Below are 12681 nucleotides of genomic sequence, written 5' to 3'. Positions count from 1 at the left end.
CCGTCTGCGCGAGAGTGACGCTTCCTTCTCTGCTCAGGCGCCGTTATGCAGGCCTTTTTCGCCCACCTGTCCCGGTAACTGCTCCAGCAGCCAGGTGCGGAACAGTTTAACGCTGTTGGGCACCACACCCCGGTTCAGGGGTTCGAGCATGCAAAAGCTGGCCGGAGTGCGCAGCACCGTATCCACCGGCCGCACCAGGGCGCCGCTTTCCAGGTATTCATCCACCAGGGATCCCCAGGCCAGGGCAATGCCCTGGCCGTTAATGGCGGCCTGCAACAACATGGGGTAATTGTTGATGTTCACCCGGTTGCGGGGCGTGATATTGGGCCAGCCGACCTGCTCAAACCACTCCGGCCAGCTCACCCAGTCGCGCTGGGATTCATCAAGATACAGCAATGTTCTGCCAAACAGCTCTTCCGGCGTGCCCCACTCCTTGGTGCGCTCCAGGTAAGCGGGGCTGCACACCGGAAACACCTCTTCAGGGAACAGCCTGGTCACCTTCATCTCCGCCGGCGGCAGCCGGCAGTAAAACAGCGCAATGTCGCAATCCAGCCGGCGAAAGTCCGTGACCTGATCGGAGGCGAGAATGCGCAGATCCACCTCTTCATGCTGTTGCTGAAATTCCGCCACCTTGGGCAGCAGCCACAGTGCCGCCATGGCATTGGTGGTGGCCACGGTAATTTGCTGCTCTCCCTGCCACTTTTTGATCTCGCCAGTGGCCTGGGCCACGTCCAGCAGGGCACGGTAAATGGTCTGGTAATACTGCATGCCGGTGGGGGTCAGGGAGATGTTGCGGTTGGCCCGCACAAACAGATCCTTGCCCAGGTATTCCTCCAGCTGGCGAATTTGCCGGCTGATGGCGCCCTGGGTCACGCTAAGTTCGTTGGCAGCCAGAGTAAAACTGAGGTGACGGGCCGCCGCCTCGAACACGATAAGGCTGTTCATGGGCGGCAGTGGCTTGATCTTCATGGTCGCTCCTGACGGTGTTGGGACAAACGGCTCCTGTCCGTTTCCGAGCGCACTCTATCATTGTTTTTGCGCGCCTCCAGCGATATCAAATCGCCCTGTGATCGCGCGCATCCTCACCGTAAATATTACACAACGTGCAAGGCCAGCCACCTTCGGCCGCCATTCAGGGGGTGGCCATGGCCTGGCCGTAGCGGCGCGGGTTAAAGCGCAGGGTGGTCAGCAGCACCACGCTCACCAGCCCCAGGTGCAGGGTCCAGCCGGCGGCAAAAGTGCCGGTGCTTTCCAGCAGCAGCGACACCGCCAATGGCCCCAATGCCGCCAGCAAAAAGCCGCCCCCCTGCATGAGGGCGGTGAGCACCCCCGCCTGGCGGGGCTCGGGCAGGTGATCCAGCGCCGTCACCAGCGACATGGAAAAATTGCCCCCAAGCCCCATGCCGCACACCGCCACCCACAGCCAAGGGGCGAGCTCCGGCTGCAGCAGCAGGCCGGCAAAGCCGGTGAGTTGCAGCAGCAGGGTGAGCCACAGCCAGGGGCGTCGGTCCTGGCCCCGGGCCAGCAGGGTAATGCCCACCGCCGACACCGCCTGGGCCACCGCCATGACCGACACCAGGCCGGCGCTGCTGGCGGCACTCCAGCCCAGTTGCTGATAATAAGGCGCCAGCCAGGTGACCATGGTGGAGTAACCGGCGTTCACAAAGCCAAAGCACAGCATCAACTGCCAGGTGCGGGGCCGGGCCAGCAGCCGGCTCGCCAGCCCCGGCTCGGGCCGGTTGCCGCCCTGCTCGACCAGTACCTTGCGGGCGCACAGCCAGGCCAATGCCACCGGCAGCGCCAGCCAGGCCAGCGCCTGCTGCCAGTGCTGCTCGGTGCCCGCCAGCCAGGGCGTCAGCTGGGCGCCGATGGCGCCGCCGCCCATGATCATCGCCGAATAGAGGCCGGTGACCATGGCCATGCGCCCCGGAAAGTGCTGCTTGATGATGCCGGGAAACACCGACTGCACAAAGGCCACGCCCATGCCGCAGAGCAGGGCGGTGACCAGCAGCGAAACACCATTAGGCACCACCAGTCGCAATGCCGAGCCCAGCATCAGCAGCGCCAGGGCGGTGAGTAGGCCCCGGCGGGTGCCCCATTTAGCCTGCAAGTGCGGTGAGACAAAAGCCCCCACTCCCATCAGCAAAAACGGCAGCAGGGTGATCAGCGACATGCCCACGTAGCTGAGGCCGGTGCCGGTGCGGATCATCTCCATCACCGGGCCCGGGCCGGTAATAAAGGGGCGCAGGTTCAGGCCAACGAGCACCACCAGCAGCAGCATGGCGCCCTGCTCACGGGCAAAAGAGCGGGATTGAGCGGTCATCTATGGATTCCGGTTAAGCAATAAAAAGACGTGTCAGCGGCCGCCGGCCTGCTCCAGCAGGCTCACCATTTTGGTGTAGCCCCGCTGGCGGGCATGTTGCAGCGGAGTAATGCCGTCGGCGTCGGCAATGTTCGGATCGGCCCCGGCGTCCAGCAACAGCGCCACAATGCGCGTGTGCGCCGGCCCGCCCTGCCCCAGCACGATGGCCTCCATAAGGGCGGTCCAGTGCAGCCGGTTGATGTGATTCACGTTTACCCCGGCGGCAATCAGCATGTTTACGGTGTCCACATGACCGCGCTCGGCGGCGGGGATCAGCGCGGTGCCGCCGTAGCGGTTGGTACTGGCGAGATCGGCGCCGTGGGCCAGGGTGAGCGCCAGAATGTCGTTAAAGCCGCTGGCACCGGCATAGAGGTAAGGGCTGTCGTGAATACGATCTTTGGCGTTGACGTCGGCGCCGGCGTCAATCAGCACCCGGGCCGCCTCCACCCGGTTATGGCGGGTGGCCAGCATCAGCGCCGTGCGGCCGTCGCCGTCCCGGCTTTCCAGCCCGGCGCCCTGTTCCAGCAGGGTCATAATGCGCGCAGCATCGCCTTCCATGGCCGCCGCCCGCAGCTCTTGCTCCGGCTCGCCGGCATTCGCTATTGCAGACATCAGCAGGGCCCCCAACCACACCAGGTGAACGAATAAGGATGAACGCAACACAGGCTGCTCCTTCTGACCGATTTGAGCGTAAGGTAACCCCTGCATGGTAGAAGCCGGCCTGATTATTGAAAAATTAAATATTTGAATGGCTCCTATTGGCAAAGCGAATAACCGGCGATACGCCCCTGCCGGTGAGGGCCATGCACTCCCTTGCTCACGCCGCTGCCCAAGGGCGGTAAAATACGGTATATTCTGCCCTCATTTTTTGGACTGTAGCGACACTACAGAGGACTTATCATGCAATTTTCATCTCTGGATCTGGCCCCCGAGCTGCAACGCGCGCTGGCAGATTGTGGCTACAGTGCAATGACTCCGGTACAAATGCAGGCCATTGTGCCCGCCCGCCGCGGCAAGGATCTGCAGGTAACCGCGCAAACCGGCACCGGCAAAACCGCCGCCTTCGCCCTGCCCGTGCTGCAGCGCATGGTCGACAACCCCAAGGCCACGGTGGAGCGCCGCCCCCGCGCGCTGATCCTCACCCCCACCCGGGAGCTGGCCGAACAGCTGGCCGACAACATCAGCGGCTATGCCAAATACCTGCCCCTGAGCGTGACCGCCCTCTACGGCGGCGTGAAAATGGGCGGCCAGGCCAACAAGCTACAGGCGGGCACCGATCTGGTGATTGCCACTCCCGGCCGGCTGATGGAGCACATCACGCTGGGTAACGTGGCCCTGAGCGACGTGGAATTTGTGGTGCTGGACGAAGCCGACCGCATGCTCGACATGGGCTTTATTGCCGACGTGCTCAAGCTGATGCAGCTCACCGCGCCCAAGCGCCAGACCCTGCTGTTTTCCGCCACCACCTCGCCGGCGGTGAACGAGCTGGCCCACAAGGTGCTGCACAACCACCAGCAAATTCGCGTAACCCGGGTGAACAGCACCGCCGACACCGTGCGCCATGCGGTGTATCCGGTGGAAGAAAGCCGCAAGATTGAGCTGTTTGAACAGCTGCTGGCCGAGCAAAACTGGTTTCAGGTGCTGGTGTTCACCAGCACCAAGGAGCAGGCCGACCGCCTGCAGGCGGGGCTGAAAAAGAACAAGGTTGAAGCCGCCGTTTGCCACGGCGACAAGAGTCAGGGCAACCGCCGCCGGGCCATTGCCGACTTCAAGTCCGCCAAGCTGCAGGTGCTGATTGCCACCGAAGTGGCCGCCCGCGGCCTGGACATTCAGGGCCTGGACCATGTGGTGAACTTCAACCTGCCCTACCTGCCGGAAGACTATGTGCACCGCATTGGCCGCACCGGCCGCGCCGGCGCCCCGGGCAAGGCCATTTCCTTTGTAAGCCGGGAAGAAGAGCAGACCCTGGCGCGCATTGAGAAGCTGATTGGCGCCCCCATCAAGCGCATTAACAAACCGGGCTATGAAGTCTCCAACCGGGATGTGCTCTTGAAAAAGATCTCCCGCAAGGTGCTCACCGGCCGCTCCAACAAGAGCACGGCCACCATCATAGAGCTGGAAGGCAACGCGGACGGCCACAACAAGCCGAAAGCCAACCGCACCGACAGCGGCAAAAAGCGCAGCCCGAGCCCGGTGCGCCTGAAAAAGACCACCACCGAAAAAGCCGGCCCGAAGAAAAAGAAACTGCGCGGCAAACGCGCCGAGCAGTATTCGCGGTAACCGTCATATCAAAGCCGGCCATAGTGGCCGGCTTTTTACTGTCTTCCTCATCGTTCCCGCCCCTTGCTTGTCATTCCCGCACCCTTATTTGTCGCTCCCGCGAAGGCGGGAGCCCAGTGCAGACACCAACAAATCCGGCGGTTATCCGTCATTCTCGCGAAGGCGGGAGCCCAGTACAGACGACACCAAACTCCCCCGGACATCCAGCCCCGACTGCCACACATCAACAAAAACCGCCCACAAACCCACCAAACTCACACACTCGCCTCGCAAAACGCACTTTCAGATTGCCTTTTCGGACTCATACGACAAAATATGATCTTTCAACAAGGTATTCAGGCATGCGCTTACGCCTCAGCAACAGTGAAGGGCGGTAGCATTTACACGTATAAAAAACATAATTTTCAATGTTGTAACTCTAAATTAATTTAGCAGAAACCCACATATTCATTTTTGAGAAATATAAATAAGAATAGACCAAATAAAAAACAAAAACTAACCACTGAATTTATTTCTAAACTAAAAGAACAGACGTGAACTTTATTAAAGCATAAAAAGGCCACTATGAGAGATCTAGGATTAATGGGAGAAAGCGCATTTACTTTTTGGTGCGCCGAAGCGGGTTTAATACCGAATGGCTCGCAAGTAGATAGAACTGGCTGGGACTTCTTGGTCGAATTCCCATTCTTTACAGAAGTATCCCCTCATAACATTCATAAAGCAGCACTAGAGTGCAAAGTCCAAGTGAAAGCAACTGATCATAATAAACGAAAGCTATCTATAAGCCTATCAAACCTAAGAAGGTTAATTACTGCACAGTTACCGTCATTTTTTGTTTTCATTGAATTTGATGGAAAAGCCTCTGCTGAAAGAGTTTTTGTTGTACACGTAGACAAGGAACTGATATCAAAAGTATTAAGAAGACTTCATCAGCTAGAGCAAAGCGAAACAAATAATAATTTCAACAAGAGAACCATGACTGTTCATTATAATGACACTCACTTACTAAAAAAAGCAAATGGGGAGAATTTAAAGAAATGTCTATTAAATTACATCGGTAATGATATTAGTGAGTATATAGAAACAAAAAGATCTCATCTTAAGTCCACAGGATATGAAGATGGTGTCGGAAATTTTACTTTCACGACAGAAGGTGAAGAAGATTTGAAAACGCTAATTGATATATCTCTTGGGATAAAAGATCAAGTTAGCATTTCAAAGTTAAAAGGATTTCACACCCGCTTTGGAATACCAAGCAAACTTCCATTCATAGATACTAAAAATGGAACCTTAGAAATGCCAGACATACAGCCTACTGCAACTGGAATAATAAGGTTCAAAATAAACAAATTGACTACAGGCCTGTCATTTGAAGCAAAGCTATACAACTCAGCACTTAACGCAATGATTCCAGATGAACTAAAAAAACTAAGAGTTGAGGGGGATTTTTTTGATTTTCAATTAAACCCATTCACTAAATCCGCTAGTTATTCATTCTCATTTGAGGAAGACTCTAAATTAGAGATACATAAATTCAGAAATGCATTAAGGCTACTTGAGTTATTAAGTTCATCGGGCGAGAAAATATTTGCAGAATTTATTTTTGATGGATTGCCAAAATTAGATTTCCATGTGGGATGCTCAAACAATGAATTCCATTTCAGTAATGAGTTAATCATTCTGGATAATGCTATTAAATAGCTGTTCCGAATAGTAGATCACTGAAGGAAGGGAACTCAGTCCAGTTTGTGCGATCTGATCAGTCGCCAAACAAAACCAAAAACGACACCCAAAGGACTGAGTTCATGCCGATCTTACCATCCCTGCCTCGCTCAGAGCGACGCCGAATGCACAAGATTATTCAGACCACGCGCGACAAGCAGCATGCCCGTCGAGTCATGGCCATTCTGCTGCGTTACGAAGGCTGCACGCTCAAGAAAATTCACCAGCTGACCGGTGCCGCCCGTTCAACACTGGGTCGTTGGCTCAACTGGTATCACGAAGGCGGACTTGAGGCGTTACGTTCGCAGCGACCGGGGCGACCACCTTCTTTGCCGATTCGACATATTATTCGAGTGCTTCAGGTGCTGATTCAGTTTTCACCGCAAGACCTGGGTTACCAGCGCAGCCGCTGGTCTACTGAGTTATTTGCCATCGAGGTCAATCGCTTGTTGAGCCTCAACATGGCAGCCTCCACGCTTCGCCGCTGGCTGCCGCGTGAAGGCATTGTCTGGCGTCGTGTTGTACCTACCTTGCGCATCAGGGACCCGGACTATGACGTCAAGGTTGAGCAAGTAAAACAGGCACTTGCCGACTGCTGCCAGGATAATCCTGTGCTTTACGCCGACGAGGTTGATATCGATCTTAACCCCAAGCTGGGAGCGGACTGGACGCGTCGAGGCCAGCAAAAGAAAGTCGTGACACCGGGTATCAATGAAAAGCACTACCTGGCCGGAGCCCTGCATGCGACAACGGGTCAGGTGACGTACGTTGCAGGCTATAAGAAGAACTCGGTCCTGTTCATTTCGCTGCTAGAAACGCTACGGCGGCGCTACCGACGAGCCCGGAACATCACGCTGATCCTGGATAACTACGTGATCCACAAGAGTCGGCTGGTTCAAAGCTGGCTGGCAGACAACCCCAAGTTCATCCTTATCTTCCAGCCGGTTTACTCACCCTGGATAAACAAGATAGAGCTGCTGTGGCACAAGCTGCATGAAACGGTGACCCGTAATCACCAGTGCCACAGCATGGTGTCACTACTGAAACGAGTCAGGCACTTTATGGACACGGTTTCACCCTTTCCCGGCAGTGGTTATGGAATCGCCAAAATGTAGCACTATTAGGATCAGTTATTTAAACTAATCCAAAAATTTGACATTTATGACACCATATATATTTCACACGAGGAAATATCTCAGTATGGTTTAAAAATAATCCAAATGCATAACATACTTAATTGCGGCCCTGAATCATTCAAAATTGAGTTTGAAATTGAAGGTGAAGATTTTGATCCCTGCAGAAAATCAGCTCTTGTTTTCTTAATAACCACGCCCCTCGGAAGCCACAAGATTGGTATGATTTTCATTTTGACAGGGTTTGTGGAAAAAATTGAGAAGGAAGTTTTTAAATTAAACCCAGACAATGTAATAATTGAAAGAAAGATTGCATCAACAAGGGACGAGGAAATGAATAGTAAAACTTTAGAAGATGTTATAGAAGATATAAAAGAGACATATAGAGATGAATACTCAATCATCAGCATGATTGAAAAAACCTCTTAAAAGAACAACAAAGAATATCACAATAAATAAAGATGGAAAATTTAAATTAATATATAAAAATAAGTAGCTTAGCAACTACAAATGTAACTTTATGCACTCGGCCTGCACCAATGTGTAGTATGCGAGCCCGGCGCCAACCAGATCCCCAGTGCAAGTTAACCCGCGGTAAGAGCCGAAAAGCAATGATGAAGATATGGCTCAGCCCGGCACTGTGTCGCTGAAGTCCAACCTACTGGTCTGACCAAAAAGATCTTCTCTGAAAAAGCCTTGTAAAACGGCTTTGCCCGAGTGGTTTTGGGTAGCAGTCAACTGATACGCAAAAGATGAATTTAACCCCATATTTTTCAATACCATAGGTCAAGTTTCGCTAAGGAAACACAATGAAAAAAATCAGCATCGACTCGGTCAAACAGCTAACAACCACATTTTTTGAAAAACACTGGAACATCACTGACGCCGCAACTCCCGGCTGGAATGAGCCCTGGAACTTTATCGGAGGGCTGCCCGGTGGAGACACGCAGGGCGTATACCTGCTGTTGAACGGTGATCATGAGGTTATCTACATTGGTGTGGGGGCTTCCATCGGTGGTGGAACCTATACCGGCCATGGCATTGGCTCCCGAGTAAACAACTACATTCGTATGGCCGACGGACAGAGAGGTGTTCCCCTGGACCGTCGCAAGTATGAGCCCAAGGGAGAATGGGCCGAGCGCGATCTCTCCAACATCGTCACTCTGGGCTTCAGCCAGGATTACGCCTACCTGGCATATGCGCTGGAAGCTTATCTGCTTCGTGAATTCGAAACGCCATACAACAAGGTAAGATCCACAAGAGCGCCACGCGCATAATGCCGACAAAACCAATGTAAAAATACGAAACAGCAAAATGCGATTGCCCAGCAACCAGACTTGCCAACGTGTACTGGTTGCTTAGCGTGAGTAGAAGTCAGGGTCGCTGCCTTTTTCGTTGCTTTTTCCGGTTACATGCGACAAGAATGGGCTCAAATAGATAAGAACGTCATCCGCGACTTAATACCGTCACATTAAAGGAATAATTAAATGAAACCCGTGTTTTGGAAACTCTCTCAAGGTGCTGACTACTTTTCATTCGAAGACATTCTTCAATCCATTGAAGATCGTCTGGTTTACGTCCACAAAGACACACCGGCCAAAGGGCAGTCAAGCATCACACAAGGTCAAGCCTTCAAAAATGCCGATATAGGCGACTACTTCTACCTGACCCATGGCAATAAAGGCGTGTACATTCTTGGACAGTTTACCGGACCGGCAAACTTCTTTTCTAACATGGGAGAAGGCTGGTCTGACAGACCGTTCCGCGTGATTGCTCGCGCTAAGACAAAGGACAACTATTCCGGAGAGAAAAAATGGTGGTCTCCGAATGATAACTCGACCTTTATCAAGGTTCCCGAGTCTGAACTGAATATGTTTGAAGAAGAAATACTCATCCCGTTCTTTGGTCTGCACTTGAAAGATTACGGGTTTTAAAACAGCCGGTTCATCCATGATGTGATGACGCATCATACCCTGTATCACTCAGTAAAAACGCCGGCCTTCGCCGGTGTTTTTACTCTCCGCTATTGCCCCACCCGCTCAAAATACTTCTCCATCAGCCGCATATTGCGCCGGTTGGCCTTGAAGGCAAAGTCGAACAGATCGCCCAGTATGGGAATGCTGCCGATCAGCACTTCCAGCAAAATATTGAACCCCATGCGCGCCAGCAGGGTGACCGGCAGCTTCATACGGGCGGCCTGCAGCAGTATGTAGCTTGAGAGTGCAGCGCCGGCCAGATCCCCTACCCCGGGCACCAGTCCGATAATGCCATCCAGGCCAATGCGAAAGCCACCGGGCAGACGTATGGCGCTGTCCAGCAGCCAGGCCAGGCGGTTTAGTTTGGCGCGGATTTCCTGACTGTGGCTTGAGTTACGGGTGGGCATGGCAGTCCTTGTAGTCGGGGGTATCTTCACTCCGGCGGTGCGTCTTCGGCCACCACCTGACGGTAGGCCCGCTCCAGAGCATCAAATACTTCTTCCGGCACCCGGTACTGATATTGTTTGCGCCGGTTGCTTGATATGCGGCCATGCTGATCCAGGCAAAACATCACCAGCCGGGAGAGATCACTGTTCATTACGTCAAACTCTCTGTCTATCAGACGGTAGATTTGATCGTACCGGTGCAGAAAAATGGTTTCATCTTTCAAGTGCTGCTCAATAGCCTGCTCGGCGGCCCTGGCCATAAACTCCACGCAGCGGGTGCCATCCCAGAAGCGGTAAATCGCCTCGTGGCCCTTGAAGTCAAACAGATACTGGGCCTCGTCCACAAAGGTCACATCCCAGAAACGGCGGGCTTTTTCCGAGAACTCCTGTAACACAGACAGGTATTCCCCTTCGTTCTGGCGAAGCACAATGGAGACCGGCAGCACCAGGCCATTTTGCAACGCCCCTTGCTGGCACAGTACCTGATGAAACAAAAAGCGGGACAAGCGTCCGTTGCCATCCATAAAGGGATGAATAAACACAAAGGCAAACGACACCAGGCTGGCCAGCACCAGCGGATCGGTTCCCTCAGGCGGATGGTTGGCCAGGGTCATCAGCTCTTCCATCAGCTCCCTGCCAAGCTGTGGATCCGGCGGCAGATAGGTCACCCCCAAGGCACCGCGCAGGCCATTGCTCAGGTAGTTTTGCTCAATGCGGAACGACGCCGCCAGGGCAAACACATTACTGATCACCGCATTTTGCAGCTCTACCAGATAATCCTCGTCCAGCTCCCGGGGGGTGTGGGCCTGTTTAAGCAGATTAACAAAGCGGGTGGCCTTGTCTTCGGAAGGCAGCTCTTTCTCAATGGCGTAGGAGTCCCGGGTTTCGTGCAGGTAGGCCCAGGCCAGGGTGCGGTTGAGAATGTCTTTGGGCAGCGACTCGGTAAATTCACTGACCTGGCGCAACAGGTTTTTGGCCAGCAAAGCTTCCAGCTCGGGGTTTTTTCGCACACTGATGCAGTAATTCAGACTGCCAAAGCCGTTGAAGGTGATCCGCCAGCGGGCATTGCGAGTACCCGCCTTGGCGGTAATGTACTGGCCGGGATCAAACAGCGGTACATAGTTCTGTCTGCTGTTTTCCTGAGCCGATGAGATCGTCTGCCCGGTGTAGTGCTCCCACAGGTAACAGGCCTTGCGCAGATACTGACTATTGGGTGAGGCGGCAACGGCGGCAGCCAGTTCGGGCTCGGGAACAAGGGGTAATACCTGGGACAACACCTGAAGGTTAACGCCCTCGTTTTTGAGCGCAAACAGTACGTGACCGAGAATATCATCAGGCTCCGGTGCCAGCCTGGCAGGAATGGCCAGAGTGGTGCCTATCACCTCTTTGCGCGTGACCGTGCGCACCTCTGCCGTTGTGACCGGCTCCATGGCATGAATGGGTAAGGAGCGAATAAGGTGGGCGTAACCAACAAAGGTCAAAGTACATCTCCCCTGCTGCCCCTCATCGTCCGCATCATGGCCATGATGCACATGAAAGTGAGGGGCTGCTGAAAATTTTTATTACGTAGCCAACATTTTTCATGCAAAGACAGATTAAGGCAATTTTTTTTATGCACCGGGCACTTTTCTTTGGCATAGACGGTGAGCCTAAGGCTTGTTGCCCATATCCCAGTCAAGGAGTTCTCTCATGCCCCATCCCAAACGCCCAATCAATATCCACAACGCCTACCATGCCCACATTTATTTCGATGCCAACACCCTAGCCTTTGCCACTGCACTGTGCCAGCGCATTGCCGATGAGTTTTCACTGGAAGTGGGGCGCATTCATCAAAAGCCGGTAGGGCCGCATACCCTGTGGAGCTGTCAGGTGAAGTTCACTCATGACGACTTTGACCGCTTTATTCCCTGGCTGGATCAACATCGTGGCGAGCTGAGTGTGCTGGTGCATGCCGATACCGGCGATGATCTGGCCGACCATACCACCCATGCCTACTGGCTGGGTGATGCGGTAGCGCTGGATTTACGCCAATTCAGGTAGACTCGAAATACTTCTCCATCAGCCGCATATTGCGCCGGTTGGCCTTGAAGGCAAAGTCGAACAGGTCGCCCAGTATGGGAATGCTGCCGATCAGCACTTCCAGCACTATGTTAAAGCCCATGCGCGCCAGTACGCTGGCGGGCAGTTTCATTTTTACCGCCTGCAGCAGTATGTAGCCCGAGAAAACGGCGCCGGCCAGGTCCCCTGCCCCGGGCACCAGCCCCATGATGCCATCCAGGCCAATGCGAAAGCCGCCGGGCAGGCGAATGGCGCTGTCCAGCAGCCAGGCCAGGCGGTTGAGTTTTTCGCGGGTTTGTTGGGTGTGGTTTTGGTCATTTGCTGGCATGGAGGTTCTTGTGGTCAAAGTGAGAACAGTGGCGTCTGTTCTGGACTCCCGCCTTCGCGGGAGTGACAAAAACAGGCCACGGGAGTGACAAAACAGGCCGTGGGAATGATGAGGCAAACGGCAGGAATGGCAAAATCCGGCGCAGGTACTTGCGGCGGTCAGACGGCAGCAATAACTTTACCAAACCTCACTTTTTGGCGATCACCCACACGGCGTGCACTATGCCGGGAATGTAGCCCAGCAGGGTAAGAATGATATTGATCCAGAAGTGCTTGCCAAGGCCCACCTGCAAAAACACGCCCAGGGGCGGCAACAGGATGGCGATAAGTATTCTGATTAAATCCATCGGTAGCTCCTCATTATCACGTTCCGGCAG

The 12681-nt window shown here is 53.9% G+C and carries 14 protein-coding genes; 7 read left to right on the top strand and 7 right to left on the bottom strand.

Translation table 11 applies throughout. The features are described 5' to 3' along the window. Window positions 1–33: 33 nt before the first annotated feature. The 3 genes from gcvA to GU3_RS08255 form a co-directional block, all read right to left on the bottom strand. Complete coding sequence (gene gcvA, locus GU3_RS08265; protein WP_014292074.1) at window positions 34–969, bottom strand: transcriptional regulator GcvA; 936 nt, start codon at window positions 967–969, stop codon at window positions 34–36. Between the two features lie 163 nt (window positions 970–1132). Continuing rightward, window positions 1133–2323, bottom strand: a complete 1191-nt coding sequence (locus GU3_RS08260) for a cyanate transporter (protein WP_014292073.1) — start codon at window positions 2321–2323, stop codon at window positions 1133–1135. 33 nt (window positions 2324–2356) lie between these two features. Further along, complete coding sequence (locus GU3_RS08255) at window positions 2357–3025, bottom strand: ankyrin repeat domain-containing protein (protein ID WP_041543049.1); 669 nt, start codon at window positions 3023–3025, stop codon at window positions 2357–2359. Between the two features lie 237 nt (window positions 3026–3262). Here GU3_RS08255 and GU3_RS08250 point away from each other — a divergent pair, with 237 nt between their 5' ends. From GU3_RS08250 to GU3_RS08230, 6 genes are all read left to right on the top strand, one after another. Then, window positions 3263–4642 carry a DEAD/DEAH box helicase gene (locus GU3_RS08250; RefSeq protein WP_014292071.1) on the top strand — a complete coding sequence of 460 codons (1380 nt, stop codon included), beginning with the start codon at window positions 3263–3265 and terminating at the stop codon, window positions 4640–4642. A gap of 564 nt (window positions 4643–5206) precedes the next feature. Continuing rightward, window positions 5207–6343, top strand: a complete 1137-nt coding sequence (locus tag GU3_RS17045; RefSeq protein ID WP_148265873.1) for a DUF4365 domain-containing protein — start codon at window positions 5207–5209, stop codon at window positions 6341–6343. A gap of 104 nt (window positions 6344–6447) precedes the next feature. Then, window positions 6448–7479, top strand: coding sequence for an IS630 family transposase (locus GU3_RS08245; protein ID WP_014292070.1), 1032 nt, complete (start codon window positions 6448–6450; stop codon window positions 7477–7479). A 105-nt stretch (window positions 7480–7584) separates the two neighbouring features. Then, window positions 7585–7926, top strand: coding sequence for a hypothetical protein (locus GU3_RS08240; RefSeq protein WP_014292069.1), 342 nt, complete (start codon window positions 7585–7587; stop codon window positions 7924–7926). A gap of 380 nt (window positions 7927–8306) precedes the next feature. Further along, on the top strand, window positions 8307–8774 hold the full coding sequence (locus GU3_RS08235) for a hypothetical protein (RefSeq protein WP_014292068.1): 468 nt from the start codon (window positions 8307–8309) through the stop codon (window positions 8772–8774). A 210-nt stretch (window positions 8775–8984) separates the two neighbouring features. Then, on the top strand, window positions 8985–9431 hold the full coding sequence (locus tag GU3_RS08230; RefSeq protein ID WP_014292067.1) for a hypothetical protein: 447 nt from the start codon (window positions 8985–8987) through the stop codon (window positions 9429–9431). Between the two features lie 89 nt (window positions 9432–9520). Here the strand turns inward: GU3_RS08230 and GU3_RS08225 are convergent, their stop codons facing one another. Beyond that, window positions 9521–9880: a DUF4112 domain-containing protein gene (locus tag GU3_RS08225; RefSeq protein WP_014292066.1), complete on the bottom strand. Its 360-nt coding sequence runs from the start codon at window positions 9878–9880 to the stop codon at window positions 9521–9523. 26 nt (window positions 9881–9906) lie between these two features. After that, window positions 9907–11400, bottom strand: a complete 1494-nt coding sequence (locus GU3_RS08220; RefSeq protein ID WP_014292065.1) for a Fic family protein — start codon at window positions 11398–11400, stop codon at window positions 9907–9909. 208 nt (window positions 11401–11608) lie between these two features. Here GU3_RS08220 and GU3_RS08215 point away from each other — a divergent pair, with 208 nt between their 5' ends. After that, complete coding sequence (locus GU3_RS08215; protein ID WP_014292064.1) at window positions 11609–11959, top strand: DOPA 4,5-dioxygenase family protein; 351 nt, start codon at window positions 11609–11611, stop codon at window positions 11957–11959. On the opposite strand, the gene GU3_RS08210 is transcribed toward GU3_RS08215, so the two are convergent. Then, window positions 11952–12305, bottom strand: coding sequence for a DUF4112 domain-containing protein (locus GU3_RS08210; protein ID WP_014292063.1), 354 nt, complete (start codon window positions 12303–12305; stop codon window positions 11952–11954). The genes GU3_RS08215 and GU3_RS08210 overlap by 8 nt on opposite strands. A 187-nt stretch (window positions 12306–12492) precedes the next feature. Next, window positions 12493–12651 (bottom strand): YqaE/Pmp3 family membrane protein, encoded by a 159-nt coding sequence (locus GU3_RS16725; RefSeq protein ID WP_014292062.1) that lies wholly within the window; start codon window positions 12649–12651, stop codon window positions 12493–12495. Window positions 12652–12681 lie beyond the last annotated feature (30 nt).

Origin of the sequence: Oceanimonas sp. GK1, from assembly GCF_000243075.1 — a bacterium.
Classification (GTDB): domain Bacteria; phylum Pseudomonadota; class Gammaproteobacteria; order Enterobacterales; family Aeromonadaceae; genus Oceanimonas.
The sequence above is the reverse complement of the archived record's forward strand: the minus strand, read 5'-3'. Positions and strand labels throughout refer to the sequence as shown.